The following is a 15,550-nucleotide window of genomic DNA, read 5'->3' on the forward strand; positions in this document are numbered from 1 at the left end:
ATGCCAAAAGTTACATTATTTAAACAAGATGGATCTCACGCAGGAGAAGTTGAACTTAATGAAGCAGTCTTCGGTGTTGAGCCGAATGAAGCGGTAATCTTTGATGCGGTTGTAATGCAACGCGCGAGCATGCGACAAGGAACCCATGCGGTTCGTAATCGTTCAGCAGTGAGCGGTGGAGGACGTAAGCCTTGGAGACAAAAAGGGACAGGACGTGCGCGTCAAGGTTCAATCCGGTCACCACAATGGGTTGGTGGGGGCGTTGTCTTCGGACCAACTCCACGTTCATACAGCTATAAGTTACCAAGAAAGGTTCGTCGTTTAGCCTTAACTTCTGTCCTATCTCAAAAAGTTCAAGAAGACAAGTTAACGGTGGTAGAAGCTTTAACATTTGACCAACCTAAAACAAAATTATTCAAAGAAGTTCTTGCTAATCTTAAGGCAGATACAAAAACCTTAGTGGTTCTAGAAGGCGACAATGAAACAGCCTACCTATCAGCTCGTAACATTCCAAATGTTAAAGTCATTGATGATTACAATGTCAATGTTCTAGATGTTGTAGATGCTGATCGCGTTGTGATTACTAAGGCTGCACTTTCAACCGTAGAGGAGGCTTTAGCATAATGCAATTATCAGAAGTAATCTTACGTCCAGTTATTACTGAACAATCCATGTTGAATATCGACGATAACAAGTACACCTTCGAAGTGGACCGCCGAGCAAACAAGACACACATCAAGCAAGCGGTGGAAGCGATGTTTGAAGGTGTAAAAGTAGCAAAGATCAACACGATCAACGTTAAAGGTAAAGCAAAACGTATGGGACGTTATCAAGGGTTTACACGTCGTTATAAGAAAGCAGTTGTGACCTTAACAGAAGATTCTAAACGTATCGAATTATTTGGTGAAGACCAACAAGCTGAATAAGCAAAAATAAGCTAACAGGAGGGAAAGAGAGTGGCAGTTAAACATTATAAAGCGACAACGAACGGTCGCCGTAATATGACTGGATATGATTTCTCAGAAATCACAACTAAGACACCTGAGAAGTCATTATTGAAGTCTCAAAAACAACGAGCTGGCCGTAATGGTCAAGGGAAAATTACTGTTCGTCACAAGGGTGGCGGAAACAAACGTGCCTACCGTGTCATCGACTTTAAGCGGAATAAAGATGGAGTAGTTGGAACGGTTGCGACAATTGAATACGATCCAAATCGTTCAGCGAACATTGCTTTGATCCATTATGAAGACGGGATCAAGACTTATATCATTGCGCCTAAAGGTTTACAAGTTGGGCAAAAGATTGAATCTGGAGAACAAGCAGATATTCAAATCGGAAACGCCTTAGCTTTGGCGAATATCCCAGTGGGTACCATGATTCATAATATTGAATTGAAGCCTGGCAAGGGAGGACAATTAGTCCGCGCTGCTGGAACAAGTGCTCAAGTATTAGGACAAGAAGGAAAATACACACTTGTTCGCTTGAATTCTGGTGAAGTTCGGATGATCCTCTCAACATGCCGTGCAACAGTTGGGGTGGTTGGAAATGAACAACACGAACTGATTAACATTGGTAAAGCAGGACGGTCTCGCTGGTTGTCTAAGCGTCCAACCGTTCGTGGATCTGTAATGAACCCGAATGATCACCCACACGGTGGTGGGGAAGGTCGTGCGCCAATCGGTCGTCCAAGTCCAATGACACCATGGGGCAAGAAAGCGATGGGTGTTAAGACACGTAACGCTAAGAAGAAATCTAGCAAGCTAATTATTCGTGGCCGTAAGAAATAATAACCAATAAGAATCGAAGGGAGGCTACATTGTGACTCGTAGTTTAAAAAAAGGACCTTTTATTGATGAACATTTGATGAAGAAGGTCGAAGCGCAACAAGATGCAAGCAAAAAACAGGTAATTAAGACATGGTCTCGTCGTTCAACCATCTTCCCTAACTTTATTGGGTTGACAATTGCGGTATATGACGGACGCAAACACGTTCCAGTCTTCATTCAAGAAGATATGGTCGGTCACAAACTAGGTGAATTCGTGCCAACTCGTACTTATAAAGGGCACGCGAGCGATGATAAGAAGACTTCAAGACGCTAATAAGAGGAGGTAAATAAGATGTCAGAACAAATTACATCTGCTAAGGCAATGGCCAGAACAGTTCGGATTGCTCCTCGTAAAGCTCGTTTAGTAATGGATCTTATCAGAGGAAAGCAAGTTGGAGAAGCGTTAGCAATCTTAAAGTTTACTCCAAAAGCTGGTTCGCCAATTATTGAAAAAGTTCTTAAATCAGCTATCGCAAATGCTGAACATAACTTTGACTTAGATTTAGAAAGTTTATATGTAAGTGAAGCCTATGTAAATGAAGGACCAACAATCAAACGTTTCCGTCCACGTGCAAAAGGGTCCGCTTCACCAATCAACAAACGGACGAGCCACATCACAGTTGTGGTATCAGAGAAAGAGGAGGCTTAATTAATGGGTCAAAAAGTACATCCAATTGGAATGCGTGTTGGCGTAATTCGTGACTGGGATGCTAAATGGTATGCCGACAAACAATACGCTGATTACTTGCATGAAGACTTAAAAGTGCGTGAGTATCTTAATAAAAAATTAGCGGATGCCTCTATTTCAACCATTCAAATTGAACGAGCTGCAAATCGAATTGTTGTATCTATTCACACAGCTAAACCAGGAATGGTCATTGGTAAAGGTGGTTCGGAAGTAGATGTCTTACGAACAGATTTGAACAAATTAACAGGTAAGCAAGTTCATATCAATATTGTGGAGATCAAGGATCCTTCACTTGATGCGAGATTAGTTGCTAAGGATATTGCTGAGCAATTAGAAAACCGGATCGCTTTCCGTCGTGCGCAAAAGCAAGCGATTCAAAGAGTGATGAAAGCGGGAGCTAAGGGAGTTAAAACCATGGTTTCTGGTCGCTTGAATGGTGCAGATATGGCGCGGACAGAGCACTATACAGAAGGAACAGTTCCACTTCATACATTAAGATCTGATATCGATTACGCTTGGGAAGAAGCAGATACCCAATACGGTAAACTCGGTGTCAAAGTATGGATTTGCCGTGGTGAAATCTTACCTACTAAGAACACCAACGATCAATCTTCGAGAGGAGGGAAATAATCAATGTTAGTACCAAAACGAGTAAAACACCGTCGTGAGTTCCGCGGAAAAATGCGTGGAGAAGCTAAAGGTGGCAAGACCGTAGCGTTTGGTTCTTATGGTCTACAAGCGACAGAATCAGGTTGGATCAGCAACCGTCAAATCGAAGCGTCTCGTATTGCGATGACACGTTATATGAAGCGTGGAGGGAAAGTATGGATTAAACTCTTCCCTCACAAATCTTATACCAGCAAGGCGATCGGAGTCCGGATGGGTAAAGGTAAAGGGGCACCCGAAGGCTGGGTAGCACCAACAAAACGTGGTGCAGTCATTTTTGAAATTGATGGCGTAAGTGAAGAAGTGGCACGTGAAGCCTTCCGTTTAGCTTCACACAAATTGCCAATCAAGACAAAATTTGTAAAACGTGAAGAATATGGTGGTGAATCGAATGAAAATTAATGAAATTAGAGAATTATCCACTGCTGAAATGATTGAAAAAGAGAAAGAATTCAAGAAAGAATTATTTAACCTTCGATTCCAATTAGCAACTGGACAATTAGAAAACACTGCCCGTTTACGTCATGTACGTAAATCAATTGCTCGCATTAAAACAGTCTTGCGTGAGCAAGAATTGTCTAAGTAAAACGACAAAGGAGGCACTAAAGAATGACTGAACGCAACAAACGTAAAGTTTACCAAGGACGCGTCGTGTCAGATAAGATGGACAAGACGATTACTGTCCAAGTGGACACTCGTAAGGTTCACCCTAAGTACGGTAAACGCGTAAAATATTCTAAAAAATATAAAGCACATGATGAATTGAATCAAGCTAAAGAAGGCGACATCGTACGTATCATGGAGACACGTCCATTATCAGCTACGAAACGCTTCCGTTTATTAGAAATTGTTGAAGAAGCAGTAATTATCTAATAATTGCTTCAATCGGAAGGAGGATAAGTAAATGATTCAACAGGAAAGTCGATTAAAAGTTGCTGACAACTCTGGAGCACGTGAAGTATTAACGATTAAGGTTTTAGGCGGATCAGGACGTAAAACAGCGAACATTGGCGATGTGATTGTTGCAACGGTTAAACATGCAACACCAGGAGGCGTTGTTAAGAAAGGCGATGTTGTCAAAGCGGTAATCGTTCGTACTAAATCAGGAGCACGTCGTAAGGATGGTTCATACATCAAATTTGATGAAAATGCGTGTGTGATTATTCGTGATGATAAGAGTCCTCGTGGAACACGTATCTTTGGGCCTGTTGCACGTGAATTACGTGACAACAATTACATGAAGATTGTTTCATTAGCTCCAGAAGTTCTGTAATCATAGAAAGAGGAGGAAACAATTCATGCGTATTAAAACAGGAGACAAAGTTGTCGTTATCTCTGGTAAGGACAAGGGTAAGGAAGGAACAGTTCTAAAAAGCTTGCCTAAAGAAAATCGAGTGGTTGTGGAAGGTGTAAATATTGCCAAGAAGCACCGTAAACCAACCCAAGCTCAAACAGGTGGAATTGAAGAATTCCCAGCACCAATCCATGTTTCAAATGTCCAACTTGTAGACCCTGAAACGGGCAAAGCAACACGCGTTGGTTATCGTTTTGAAGATGGCAAAAAAGTGCGCTACGCTAAAAAGTCTGACAAAACAGTTAACTAATTAGGAAGGAGGACCTAGCTATGACCAATCGTTTGAAAGAAAAATATTTAGCAGATGTAGCTCCCAAGTTGATTGAGCAGTTTAACTACAGCTCAATTATGGAAGTACCCAAAATTGAAAAGATTGTCATCAATATGGGTGTTGGAGATGCAACAGGAAATGCAAAGAACCTTGAAAAAGCGGTCGATGAATTAACCTTAATTTCTGGACAAAAACCAGTCATTACTAAGGCTAAGAAGTCAATTGCAGGTTTCCGTTTGCGTGAAGGTATGCCAATTGGAGCCAAAGTGACACTTCGTGGCGATCGGATGTATGAATTCCTTGATAAGTTAATTAGCGTTTCCCTTCCGCGGGTTCGTGACTTCCAAGGGATTAGTACCCGCGCATTTGACGGACGTGGAAACTATACCCTAGGTGTTCGTGAGCAGCTGATCTTCCCTGAAATTTCTTATGACAATGTCGACAAAGTTCGGGGGATGGATATTGTGCTGGTAACGACAGCAAATACCGATGAAGAATCACATGCCTTGTTAAAAGAACTAGGTATGCCATTTAAAAAATAGAATAAAGGAGGCATTATCTTGGCTAAAACATCGATAAAGAATAAAAACAAACGCACACCCAAGTATAAAGTTCAAGAATATACACGATGCGAACGTTGCGGTCGTCCACATTCTGTGTACCGTAAATTCAAACTTTGCCGCATTTGCTTCCGTGAGCTTGCTTACAAGGGACAAATTCCTGGTGTAAAAAAAGCAAGTTGGTAAGACTCAACAATTAAATAAAAGGAGGTAAATCCACATGGCAATGACAGATCCAATTGCAGATTTCTTAACTCGCATCCGTAATGCAAATAGTGTTGGGCATAAGACCGTTTCAGCACCTTCTTCTAAGACTAAAGAGGCGATCGCAGAAATCTTAAAACGTGAAGGCTTCATCAAAAACTATGAGATTATTGAAGATAACAAGCAAAATGAAATTAAAATCTCACTTAAATATGGCCGTAACCAAGAGAAAGTTATTACTGGTATCAAACGTATTTCTAAACCAGGTCTTCGCATTTATGCTAAATCAGAAGATGTGCCAAAAGTTCTTAATGGCCTAGGGATTGCGATCATTTCAACATCTAACGGCGTAATTACAGACAAAGAAGCGCGTCAACAAGGTGTCGGTGGCGAAGTCTTAGCATATGTTTGGTAATCTTTATTCATTAATCGGATTAAAAATTAAAGGAGGTGCAGCACTGTGAGTCGTATCGGAAAAGCTCCCGTAACAATTCCAGCTGGCGTAACCATTGAAATGGATGGTCAAACAGTGACCGTCAAAGGACCAAAAGGGGAACTGACACGTTCCATTAGTCCAAATATTGAATTATCAATTGAAGAAAATGAAATTACTTTTACTCGACCAGATGACTCAAAGGAAAACCGTTCACTTCATGGAACCACACGTTCCATTATTAACAACATGGTGGTTGGTGTTTCTGAAGGCTACAAGAAAGAACTTCAATTAATTGGGGTTGGGTACCGTGCTCAAAAACAAGGAAAGAAATTAGTTCTAAACGTTGGCCTTTCACATCCTGTTGAGTTTGAAGAAAGTGAAGGCGTATCTTTTGAAGTTCCTTCAAACACTTCAATTATTGTACAAGGCTACAATAAGGAAAAAGTTGGCGAATTAGCTGCTAACATTCGTGAAGTTCGTCCACCAGAACCCTATAAGGGTAAAGGGATTCGTTATGTGGATGAATATGTTATCCGTAAGGAAGGTAAGACTGGTAAATAGTCTTTTCTATAGGATCTATTTATCGTTAAAATTTATATAAAGAGGTGACCATTGTGATAACTAAACCAGATAAAAACCAATCGCGTAAGAAACGTCATAATCGTATTCGTAATCGAATTTCTGGTACTGCTGAGTGCCCACGCTTAAATGTATTTCGCTCAAATACAAACATCTACGCTCAATTAATTGATGACGTAGCGGGTGTGACGCTAGCAAGTGCCTCTAGTACAGATCCAGCGATCGAAAAGGCGAGCAAAGTTGAACAAGCAAGTGCGGTAGGCAAACTAATTGCTGAACGTGCCCTTGAAAAAGGACATAAAAATGTGGTCTTTGATCGTGGCGGCTATCTATACCACGGCCGGGTGCAAGCTTTGGCTGAAAGTGCCCGCGAACATGGACTCGAATTCTAAGAAAAGGAGGAAAACAATCGATGGTAAACATTAATCCAGATCAGTTAGGCGAAATCGAAGAACGCGTCGTTGCCATTAACCGTGTTACCAAAGTTGTAAAAGGTGGACGCCGGTTACGCTTCTCAGCTTTAGTCGTTGTGGGAGATAAGAATGGCCATGTAGGCTTTGGAACAGGTAAAGCGCAAGAAGTACCTGAAGCGATTCGTAAAGCGATTGAAAATGCCAAGAAGAGTTTAATTACTGTTCCAATGGCTGGAACAACGATTCCTCATGAAGCAATTGGTGAGTTCTGTGGTGGACGTGTGCTTCTTAAACCAGCGCAAGCCGGTTCCGGAGTTGCTGCAGGTGGCCCAGTACGTGCGGTTGTTGAATTGGCAGGTGTTACGGACGTAACAAGTAAGTCATTAGGATCCAACACACCAATCAACATGATCCGTGCAACTGTTGAAGCTTTAAAACAATTAAAAGTTGCAGAAGAAGTGGCTGAATTGCGCGGCAAGACAGTCGAAGATTTACTAGGTTAGGAGGACGTTTCATGGCAAATTTAGAGATTACTTTAAAACGTAGCCTGATCGGCCGTAAGCAGAATCAAATCGACACTGCTAAAGCGCTTGGCTTAACAAAGACTTATAAGACCGTTGTGAAGCCAGATAATGAAGCAATCCGTGGAATGATTGCAACAATTAGCCATTTAGTTGAAGTAAAAGAAGCTTAGTTTTAGTATACTAGTATAAGGAGGTGCCAAGAATGAAATTACACACATTAACTCCTGCGGAAGGTTCTCGTAAGAGCCGTAATCGTGTAGGACGTGGACAAGGTTCTGGTAATGGTAAATTAGCTGGACGTGGTCAAGGTGGTCAAGGCCAACGTTCAGGCGGCAATGTCCGTTTAGGCTTTGAAGGTGGGCAACAACCCCTCTTCCGTCGTTTACCAAAGCGTGGTTTCAACAATGTTAATCGCAAGGAATATGCGACTGTTAATGTTGAAACCCTTAACCGCTTTGAAGATGGAACAGAAATTACACCTGAATTACTGCTTGAATTAGGGATCATTAAGAAAGAATTATCAGGAATCAAAATCTTAGGGGCAGGTAATTTAGAGAAGAAATTAAATGTAAAAGCCAACAAATTCTCTAAATCAGCAGAACAAGCAATTACTGCTGCTGGTGGAACAGTTGAGGTGATCTAATGTTCTCCTTTATTAAGAATGCATTGAGTTCAAGAGATGTCCGGCGGCGGATTTTATTTACCCTCTTTATCTTGGCCATCTTCCGGTTGGGGTCTCATATCCCAGTCCCAGGTGTTAATGCCAAGGTCTTAGATAAGATTGCGACCAGTGGCTTACTTGGTCTGTTGAACACTTTTGGTGGAGGCGCATTGAGACGGTATTCGCTCTTTGCAATTGGAGTTTCTCCTTATATTACATCTTCCATTATTGTTCAACTCTTACAGATGGATATCATTCCGAAGTTTACGGAGTGGGCTAAACAAGGTGAAGTAGGACGACGTAAATTAAATCAGTGGACTATTTATCTTGCTATTGTCATTGGATATATTCAATCCTTAGGGCTTTCCTTTGGGATGAACCAAATGTCTGGCTTGGGTCTCATTAAGAACCCAACCACTGCGACTTATATGACGATTGCCTTGGTCCTAACCGCTGGAACGATGTTTCTTGTTTGGTTGGGCGAACAAATCACGCGCAATGGGATTGGCAACGGTCTATCCATGCTCATTATGGCAGGGATCGTCGCGCAAGTTCCTAGTGAAGTGACAGCCTTTACCAAGAAGATGCTAATTGGGGCAGGAGACAAGTTCACCCAGAATGCCTTGATTGGGTTGGGAATTGTCCTTGCACTCTTAATTATGACGGTTATTGTGGTGCTCATGGAGCGTGCGCAACGTCGGATACCGATTCATCATTCTAAGAAGGTTTCAGGTGCCCGTCATATGGCCCACTTACCGCTGAAGATTAATTCAGCTGGGGTTATTCCGGTCATCTTTGCATCGTCATTTATTACAACGCCCCAGACCTTGATTGGCTTATTTAATCCCAATCCAGATGGAGCGGCTATGCAATTCATCTCTAAACTCTTTAACATTCAACATCCCTATGGGGCAATTCTTTATACCATTCTCTTAATTGCCTTTACCTTCTTCTATTCACTGATCCAAGTGAATCCCGAGAAGGTGGCAGAGAATTTACAAAAACAAAGTGCCTATATTCCAAGTGTTCGTCCAGGTAAGGATACAGAAAACTATCTGACGCGTATGATCAACCATTTGAGTGGGGTCGGCGCGATCTACCTAACCGTTATTGCTTTATTACCGATTGTTGTTGGCTTTATCTGGAAGGTGCCATCTAATATTGCCCTATCCGGTACAAGCTTACTGATCGTCGTTGGTGTGGCGATTGAAACAGCCAAACAAATTGAAGGCCGTGTGGTTAAAAGACGTTATCAAGGTTTCTTAGATCTATAATTGCAATCAAACAAATATAAAGGATGATTAGTGAATGAATATATTATTAATGGGTTTACCGGGTGCTGGTAAAGGAACACAAAGTGAACGAATTACTCAAGACTATCCTGTGATACATATTGCGACTGGTGATATATTCAGACAAGCGATTAGAGAAGAAACCCCTCTTGGATTAGAGGCAAAGTCGTATACAGATCATGGGAACTTAGTTCCTGATGAGATTACCAACTCTTTGGTAAAAGAACGACTCAATCAAGCAGATGTAAAAGAAAATGGCTTCATGCTAGATGGTTACCCAAGAACCATCCAACAAGCAAAAGCACTTGACCAAAATCTCCAAGAACTTGGTTCACAAATTGATGCTGTGATCTACATTGATGTTGATCCTGAAACGCTTAAGGAACGCTTGAGTGGACGGATTATTAGTGTAGCAACGGGTGAAAGCTATCATAAGATTTATAACCCACCAAAAGTGGAGGATGCCTCAGAGATGGATGATCCGGCTAAGTTCTATCAACGTGAAGATGATAAGCCTGAGAAAGTCGCGCATCGTATTCAACTTCAGATGGAGTCGATTCAACCAATTTTGGATTATTATGAAGAACGTGGCCTTTTAACACGTGTTTCTGGCGAAGGAAGCATTGATGACGTGTATGACAATGTCAAGAAGGCACTGACTAAATAGCATGAGATTCTATCGATAAGGAGGTATACGAATGGCAAAAGATGATGTAATTGAGGTAGAAGGGACCGTTGTGGAGACCCTACCCAATGCAATGTTCAAAGTTGAACTAGAAAATGGTCATGAAATCATTGCCCATGTATCGGGGAAGATTCGAATGAATTATATTCGTATCTTGCCTGGAGATAAAGTGACAATCGAACTATCCCCATATGATTTAAGTAAGGGACGGATCACGTATCGATTTAAATAAGTATAACTGAGGAGGGTATATATGAAAGTTAGAGCATCAGTTAAACCAATTTGTGAAAAATGTAAAGTAATTCGACGTAATGGGAAAGTGATGGTAATCTGTCAAAACCCTAAACACAAACAACGTCAAGGATAATTTAAAGAAGGAGGCAAACGTATGGCTCGTATAGCTGGAGTAGATATTCCACGTGACAAACGTGTCGTGATTTCTTTAACTTATATTTTCGGTATTGGAAAAACAACAGCTAAGCAAATTTTAGCTGAAGCAAATGTTTCAGAAGATACACGAGTTAAGGATCTTACTAACGAAGAATTAGACCGTATTCGTGAAATTGTCAATAAGATTCGGGTAGAAGGCGATTTACGTCGTGAAATCAGCATGAACATCAAACGACTACAAGATATCGGTTCATTGCGTGGTTTGCGTCACCGTCGTAATTTACCAGTACGTGGACAAAACACTAAGAACAATGCACGGACGCGTAAAGGCCCTAAAAAACCAATTAGATAATCGATAGAAAAGGAGGTTAATATTCATGGCAAAACAACAAGCACGTAGAGGACGTCGTCGTGTCAAGAAGAATGTTGAAAAAGGAATTGCTCATATTCGTTCCACTTTCAATAATACGATTGTGATGATTACGGATACAAATGGGAATGCAATTTCTTGGTCATCTGCTGGATCATTAGGATTCCGTGGTTCTAAGAAGGCAACACCTTTTGCAGCCCAAATGGCTTCAGAAGTTGCCGCTAAAGGTGCAATGGATCATGGCATGAAGACTGTTGAAGTGACCGTTAAGGGTCCAGGATCTGGTCGTGAATCAGCCATTCGTTCGTTACAAGCAACAGGACTCGATGTCACTGCTATTCGTGACGTGACTCCCATTCCTCATAATGGATGCCGTCCACCAAAACGTCGCCGGGTGTAATGATAATTGTATAGGAAGTATTTGTAGCTGAATTATCAACGCGACTAACGTTTTGAAAGGGGCAAATGATCGATGATCGAAATTGAAAAACCAGATATTAGAACGATTGAAATCAGTGACGATGCTAAGTATGGTAAAATTGTCGTTGAGCCACTAGAGCGTGGTTATGGAACAACCCTTGGAAATTCATTGCGTAGAATTTTGTTATCTTCTCTGCCTGGTTCAGCCATTACAAATATCCAAATTGAGGGTGTCCTGCATGAGTTCGCAACAGTGGATGGGGTCGTGGAAGATGTTCCGACCATCATCTTACACCTAAAAGAGCTAGCTCTAAAAACTCATACAGAAGAAGACAAGGTCATTGAATTGAACGTTACGGGTCCAAAGACTGTAACTGCAGCGGATATCATTCATGATAATGAAGTGGAGATTTTAAATCCTGATTTGTATCTCTTTACCCTGGCTGAGGATGCAACATTCAACATGCAGATGACTGTCGCAAATGGACGCGGATTTGTTCGTGGAGATTATAATAAAAAAGAAGATTCACCGATCGGCGTACTACCTGTTGATTCGATTTATACGCCAATCAAAAAGGTAAACTATCAAGTGGAGAACACACGGATTGGCCAGCGTAATATTTATGACAAGTTGACCTTAGATATCTGGACCGATGGATCTATTAGTCCTGAGAAGGCCTTAAGTCTTGCTGCCAAGATCTTGACAGAGCATTTAAATATCTTTGTCGATTTGAGTGATGAGGCCCGTCAAGCTGAAATCATGGTAGAAAAAGAAGAGGCAGAAAAAGAAAAAGTACTTGTGATGACCATTGAAGAATTGGACCTTTCAGTGCGTTCTTATAATTGCTTGAAGCGTGCAGGTATTAATACGATTCAAGAATTAACCAACAAGAGCGAAGCTGAGATGATGAGAGTACGTAATCTCGGACGTAAATCCTTAGATGAAGTTAAGAACAAATTAGCGGCTTTAGATTTGAGCTTGCGTGAAGAAGACTAAGATAGTAAAGGAGGAGACAGAATGGCTTACCGTAAATTAGGACGTAAGAGTGCTCAACGTAAGGCATTGTTACGCGACTTAACAACAGATGTCATTATTAATGAACGCATTGAAACGACAGAAGCACGTGCGAAGGAAGTACGTAAGACTGTTGATCAAATGATCACCCTTGGTAAGAAAGGAGATCTTGCATCAAGACGTCGTGCTGCAGCTTTTGTTCGTAGAGAAATTGCAGATGCTCGCATTGAAGATGATGAAGTGGTGGTAGAAACCGTCCTTAATCGTTTGTTTGATACTTATGCTGAGCGTTACGCAGACCGTAATGGTGGTTATACACGGATTCTTAAGAAGGGCCCTCGTCGTGGCGATGGTGCACCAATGGTGATTATTGAATTAGTGTAATGCGTCAATTTTACTCACTTTGATGATGGGGAGTGTTATGATTTTGAGCCTGAGCTTGAAGTCTAGCTCTATTAGCCATGTGCAAATGGTGGATTGAGGTTTTTTATAAGCCTCAATCCAATCTATCATCGTAAGTGGTTTTTTTATCGTTATTTTTTATTTTGTCTGTATAGCCAAGAGAGCTTTTTGGCTATAGAGACAAGAAGAAAGGATGGGGAGTATGACGTCAGAGATCATTCGAGTGGAAGATGTGTCTTTTGCCTACGCACACGCGGACCATGATGCACTATCCAATTTGTCTTTTTCCATTAACCAGGGCGAGTGGGTGGCGATTATTGGACCCAATGGTTCAGGCAAATCCACCATGGCTAAAATTCTCAATGGCTTATTGGTTCCCTACCAAGGGAGTGTCTATATTAAAGGGGTTAAACTCTCTCAGGAAACGGTTTGGGACATCCGCCGAATGATCGGGATGGTCTTTCAGAACCCAGACAACCAATTTGTCGGGGCAACGGTCGAAGACGATGTGGCCTTCGGCTTAGAGAATAACGGAATTGACCGTGAAGAAATGCGGCAGCGAATCCATGAGGCCTTGCAACAAGTTCGCATGGAGGAATTTATCAAGAAAGAACCCGCTAAATTATCAGGTGGTCAAAAACAACGGGTGGCAATTGCCGGAATTATTGCTCTGAGACCCGATATTATTATCTTGGACGAATCCACAGCCATGCTCGATCCTTTGGGACGCGAAGAGATTATCCGCTTGGTTCATGAAATTAAGAACCAGTATGGGGTAACTGTCTTATCGATCACCCATGATATTGATGAAGCCAGTCTAGCAGACCGCATTCTCGTGATGAAGGCCGGACAACTTCAAGCGCAGGATGTACCAGCTAAAATCTTTGAAGCTGGCAAGGATTTAATCGAGATGGGCTTAGACCTCCCATTCTCCGAAAAAGTACGCTTACAGATGAAGGATTTAGGAGTGGACGTACCAGACCATTATCTCGATGAGGAAGGATTGATTGAGTGGCTATCCCAATCGTATTTGAACAAGTAGATTTTACTTATAATCCCGGGACTCCTTTTGAGGTGCCAGTATTAAAGAATATCAACTTAACCTTAGAACCTGGACGGGTCACAGCCATTATTGGCCATACAGGATCAGGGAAATCGACGCTAATTCAACATTTGAATGTTCTCTTAAAGCCTTCAAAAGGAAAGATTAAGATTGGTGACCAGGTAATCACTGCCCAATCTGACAGCAAAAACCTTAAACAAATTCGAAAGAAGGTCGGTGTTGTCTTTCAATTTCCGGAAGCCCAGCTGTTCGAAGAGACTGTCATCAAGGATGTCATGTTTGGCCCCCTTAATTTCGGGGCAAGTCAAGAAGAGGCGCGAGCAATAGCTGAAGAGATGTTGGCCTTAGTCGGAATTGATCCTGCCTTATACGAGCGTTCACCCTTTGAGTTGAGTGGGGGTCAGATGCGTCGGGTGGCGATAGCGGGTGTATTAGCTCTGGAACCTGAAGTCCTAGTGCTCGATGAACCGACAGCCGGATTAGACCCATTGGGTCAAATCGAGATGCTGACCATGTTCATTGACCTACAACAGGCGCGCCAGCTTTCTCTGATTTTAGTGACCCACCAGATGGATGATGTCGCGGAATTTGCCGACCAGGTGGTCGTTTTAGAGAAGGGACAGATTATTCGTCAAGGACAACCCCGTGAGATCTTTGCTGATCCCGACTGGTTACGTGCTAAGCAATTGGGCTTACCGAGAACACTCGACTTTCTCGAACGCCTGGACCAGGTCACACCAGATGACTTGGCCAAGTCTTGGCAAGAAAGACCGCTGACGAGTGGCCAGTTAGCTCAAGCCTTAGTGGACTATAAGCAGCAACTTTTAGACAAGGAGGATTAAGATGTCCGATAAGTTTATTCTCGGCCGTTATATCCAACTGGATTCTTGGGTTCATGCTCTGGATCCTCGGACCAAGTTGATTGCCGTCTTTTATTTTATCTTGATTGTTTTCTTGGCTAATAATTTTATCGGCTATAGTCTGCTATTTGCTTACTTACTAATTGCAATCAAAAGAAGTCAGATTTCTTATAAATTCTTCTTCAGCGGCTTAAAACCGATGCTGTGGATTATTCTCTTTACGGTCGTCTTTCAAATTCTTTTTACCCAAGGAGGCAAGACCTATTTCGCTTGGGGGCCCATTTCGATTACCTCTTTAGGCTTAATCAACGGGGGCTATATCTTTATGCGACTGTTCTTAATTATCATGATGTCAACCGTTCTGACGCTCACGACAGCACCACTGGAATTAACGGATGGGGTGGAACATCTTTTGCGACCCCTGACGAAGGTGGGCTTTCCTTCTCACGAAGTTGCTTTAATGTTGTCGATCGCTTTACGCTATGTACCGACCCTAATGGATGAAGCCCAAACGATTATGAATGCGCAAAGAGCTCGAGGTGTAGAGTTCGACCAAGGCTCTTTAATGGACCGATTGAAGGCGATTATCCCGATTCTTGTTCCGCTCTTTGTGAGCGCCTTTAACCGGGCAGAAGAATTGGCGATCGCCATGGAATCTAGAGGCTATCAAGGGGCCGAGGGCCGCAGTAAATACCGGCAGCTACGCTATCAAACGAAGGATGTTTGGGTGTTACTTTCCATGATCCTATTAACCCTTGCTGTCTTTTTGAGCCGATTTTATTAGATAAATGGAAAAGACCTTTCTGGCGAATGCCAGAAAGGCCTTTTTTATTGTCTCTTAATTTTTACCCTATCGCTTTGTATCATAATA

30 protein-coding genes are annotated in these 15,550 nt (G+C 42.0%); all 30 read left to right on the top strand.

What is annotated here, in order from left to right; translation table 11 throughout:
• The gene (rplD, locus tag HMPREF9708_RS04310) at positions 1–624 is read left to right on the top strand and encodes a 50S ribosomal protein L4 (RefSeq protein WP_006308965.1); all 624 of its coding nucleotides are present in this window, start codon (positions 1–3) and stop codon (positions 622–624) included.
• A complete protein-coding gene (locus HMPREF9708_RS04315) occupies positions 624–926 on the top strand; it encodes a 50S ribosomal protein L23 (protein ID WP_006308967.1) in 303 nt (100 codons plus the stop codon). The genes rplD and HMPREF9708_RS04315 overlap by 1 nt, the downstream gene beginning before the upstream one ends.
• A 30-nt stretch (positions 927–956) precedes the next feature.
• A complete protein-coding gene (gene rplB / locus HMPREF9708_RS04320) occupies positions 957–1,787 on the top strand; it encodes a 50S ribosomal protein L2 (RefSeq protein WP_006308969.1) in 831 nt (276 codons plus the stop codon).
• Between the two features lie 31 nt (positions 1,788–1,818).
• Complete coding sequence (gene rpsS, locus HMPREF9708_RS04325; protein WP_006308970.1) at positions 1,819–2,100, top strand: 30S ribosomal protein S19; 282 nt, start codon at positions 1,819–1,821, stop codon at positions 2,098–2,100.
• Between the two features lie 18 nt (positions 2,101–2,118).
• On the top strand, positions 2,119–2,475 hold the full coding sequence (gene rplV / locus HMPREF9708_RS04330; protein ID WP_006308971.1) for a 50S ribosomal protein L22: 357 nt from the start codon (positions 2,119–2,121) through the stop codon (positions 2,473–2,475).
• 3 nt (positions 2,476–2,478) lie between these two features.
• Entirely contained in the window at positions 2,479–3,144 is a 666-nt protein-coding gene (gene rpsC / locus HMPREF9708_RS04335; RefSeq protein ID WP_006308972.1) for a 30S ribosomal protein S3, read from the top strand.
• A 3-nt stretch (positions 3,145–3,147) separates the two neighbouring features.
• Positions 3,148–3,582, top strand: a complete 435-nt coding sequence (gene rplP / locus HMPREF9708_RS04340) for a 50S ribosomal protein L16 (RefSeq protein WP_006308973.1) — start codon at positions 3,148–3,150, stop codon at positions 3,580–3,582.
• The gene (gene rpmC, locus HMPREF9708_RS04345) at positions 3,572–3,766 is read left to right on the top strand and encodes a 50S ribosomal protein L29 (RefSeq protein WP_006308974.1); all 195 of its coding nucleotides are present in this window, start codon (positions 3,572–3,574) and stop codon (positions 3,764–3,766) included. Before rplP ends, rpmC begins: the two co-directional genes overlap by 11 nt.
• 23 nt (positions 3,767–3,789) lie before the next feature.
• Complete coding sequence (rpsQ, locus tag HMPREF9708_RS04350; RefSeq protein ID WP_006308975.1) at positions 3,790–4,053, top strand: 30S ribosomal protein S17; 264 nt, start codon at positions 3,790–3,792, stop codon at positions 4,051–4,053.
• Positions 4,054–4,084: 31 nt separating this feature from the next.
• On the top strand, positions 4,085–4,453 hold the full coding sequence (gene rplN, locus HMPREF9708_RS04355; protein WP_006308976.1) for a 50S ribosomal protein L14: 369 nt from the start codon (positions 4,085–4,087) through the stop codon (positions 4,451–4,453).
• A gap of 25 nt (positions 4,454–4,478) precedes the next feature.
• Positions 4,479–4,784 (top strand): 50S ribosomal protein L24, encoded by a 306-nt coding sequence (gene rplX, locus HMPREF9708_RS04360; RefSeq protein ID WP_006308977.1) that lies wholly within the window; start codon positions 4,479–4,481, stop codon positions 4,782–4,784.
• A gap of 20 nt (positions 4,785–4,804) precedes the next feature.
• Complete coding sequence (rplE, locus tag HMPREF9708_RS04365) at positions 4,805–5,347, top strand: 50S ribosomal protein L5 (RefSeq protein WP_006308978.1); 543 nt, start codon at positions 4,805–4,807, stop codon at positions 5,345–5,347.
• 18 nt (positions 5,348–5,365) lie between these two features.
• Complete coding sequence (locus HMPREF9708_RS08125) at positions 5,366–5,551, top strand: type Z 30S ribosomal protein S14 (protein WP_083826856.1); 186 nt, start codon at positions 5,366–5,368, stop codon at positions 5,549–5,551.
• Positions 5,552–5,585: 34 nt separating this feature from the next.
• Positions 5,586–5,984, top strand: a complete 399-nt coding sequence (rpsH, locus tag HMPREF9708_RS04370; RefSeq protein WP_006308979.1) for a 30S ribosomal protein S8 — start codon at positions 5,586–5,588, stop codon at positions 5,982–5,984.
• A gap of 45 nt (positions 5,985–6,029) precedes the next feature.
• Entirely contained in the window at positions 6,030–6,566 is a 537-nt protein-coding gene (gene rplF, locus HMPREF9708_RS04375) for a 50S ribosomal protein L6 (protein ID WP_006308980.1), read from the top strand.
• Between the two features lie 53 nt (positions 6,567–6,619).
• A complete protein-coding gene (gene rplR, locus HMPREF9708_RS04380) occupies positions 6,620–6,976 on the top strand; it encodes a 50S ribosomal protein L18 (protein WP_006308981.1) in 357 nt (118 codons plus the stop codon).
• 20 nt (positions 6,977–6,996) lie between these two features.
• Positions 6,997–7,500 (top strand): 30S ribosomal protein S5, encoded by a 504-nt coding sequence (rpsE, locus tag HMPREF9708_RS04385; protein ID WP_006308982.1) that lies wholly within the window; start codon positions 6,997–6,999, stop codon positions 7,498–7,500.
• An 11-nt stretch (positions 7,501–7,511) separates the two neighbouring features.
• Complete coding sequence (rpmD, locus tag HMPREF9708_RS04390) at positions 7,512–7,691, top strand: 50S ribosomal protein L30 (protein ID WP_006308983.1); 180 nt, start codon at positions 7,512–7,514, stop codon at positions 7,689–7,691.
• Positions 7,692–7,723: 32 nt separating this feature from the next.
• Positions 7,724–8,164, top strand: coding sequence for a 50S ribosomal protein L15 (gene rplO, locus HMPREF9708_RS04395; protein ID WP_006308984.1), 441 nt, complete (start codon positions 7,724–7,726; stop codon positions 8,162–8,164).
• Entirely contained in the window at positions 8,164–9,456 is a 1,293-nt protein-coding gene (gene secY / locus HMPREF9708_RS04400) for a preprotein translocase subunit SecY (protein ID WP_006308985.1), read from the top strand. The genes rplO and secY overlap by 1 nt, the downstream gene beginning before the upstream one ends.
• 34 nt (positions 9,457–9,490) lie before the next feature.
• Positions 9,491–10,141, top strand: a complete 651-nt coding sequence (locus HMPREF9708_RS04405; protein ID WP_006308986.1) for an adenylate kinase — start codon at positions 9,491–9,493, stop codon at positions 10,139–10,141.
• Between the two features lie 31 nt (positions 10,142–10,172).
• Positions 10,173–10,391, top strand: a complete 219-nt coding sequence (gene infA, locus HMPREF9708_RS04410; RefSeq protein WP_006308987.1) for a translation initiation factor IF-1 — start codon at positions 10,173–10,175, stop codon at positions 10,389–10,391.
• A 21-nt stretch (positions 10,392–10,412) separates the two neighbouring features.
• A complete protein-coding gene (gene rpmJ, locus HMPREF9708_RS04415) occupies positions 10,413–10,526 on the top strand; it encodes a 50S ribosomal protein L36 (protein WP_006308988.1) in 114 nt (37 codons plus the stop codon).
• A gap of 21 nt (positions 10,527–10,547) precedes the next feature.
• Complete coding sequence (gene rpsM, locus HMPREF9708_RS04420; protein ID WP_006308989.1) at positions 10,548–10,901, top strand: 30S ribosomal protein S13; 354 nt, start codon at positions 10,548–10,550, stop codon at positions 10,899–10,901.
• 25 nt (positions 10,902–10,926) lie between these two features.
• The gene (gene rpsK / locus HMPREF9708_RS04425; RefSeq protein WP_006308990.1) at positions 10,927–11,319 is read left to right on the top strand and encodes a 30S ribosomal protein S11; all 393 of its coding nucleotides are present in this window, start codon (positions 10,927–10,929) and stop codon (positions 11,317–11,319) included.
• A gap of 72 nt (positions 11,320–11,391) precedes the next feature.
• Positions 11,392–12,336, top strand: coding sequence for a DNA-directed RNA polymerase subunit alpha (locus HMPREF9708_RS04430; RefSeq protein ID WP_006308991.1), 945 nt, complete (start codon positions 11,392–11,394; stop codon positions 12,334–12,336).
• Between the two features lie 21 nt (positions 12,337–12,357).
• The gene (gene rplQ, locus HMPREF9708_RS04435) at positions 12,358–12,738 is read left to right on the top strand and encodes a 50S ribosomal protein L17 (RefSeq protein ID WP_006308992.1); all 381 of its coding nucleotides are present in this window, start codon (positions 12,358–12,360) and stop codon (positions 12,736–12,738) included.
• A gap of 220 nt (positions 12,739–12,958) precedes the next feature.
• The gene (locus HMPREF9708_RS04440; protein WP_006308994.1) at positions 12,959–13,798 is read left to right on the top strand and encodes an energy-coupling factor ABC transporter ATP-binding protein; all 840 of its coding nucleotides are present in this window, start codon (positions 12,959–12,961) and stop codon (positions 13,796–13,798) included.
• Positions 13,774–14,661 (top strand): energy-coupling factor ABC transporter ATP-binding protein, encoded by an 888-nt coding sequence (locus HMPREF9708_RS04445; protein ID WP_040448087.1) that lies wholly within the window; start codon positions 13,774–13,776, stop codon positions 14,659–14,661. Before HMPREF9708_RS04440 ends, HMPREF9708_RS04445 begins: the two co-directional genes overlap by 25 nt.
• A gap of 1 nt (position 14,662) precedes the next feature.
• Positions 14,663–15,463 (top strand): energy-coupling factor transporter transmembrane component T family protein, encoded by an 801-nt coding sequence (locus tag HMPREF9708_RS04450; RefSeq protein WP_006308998.1) that lies wholly within the window; start codon positions 14,663–14,665, stop codon positions 15,461–15,463.
• The last annotated feature ends 87 nt before the right edge of the window (positions 15,464–15,550 follow it).

Source organism: Facklamia languida CCUG 37842 (genome assembly GCF_000245795.1).
Classification (GTDB): Bacteria; Bacillota; Bacilli; order Lactobacillales; family Aerococcaceae; genus Facklamia; species Facklamia languida.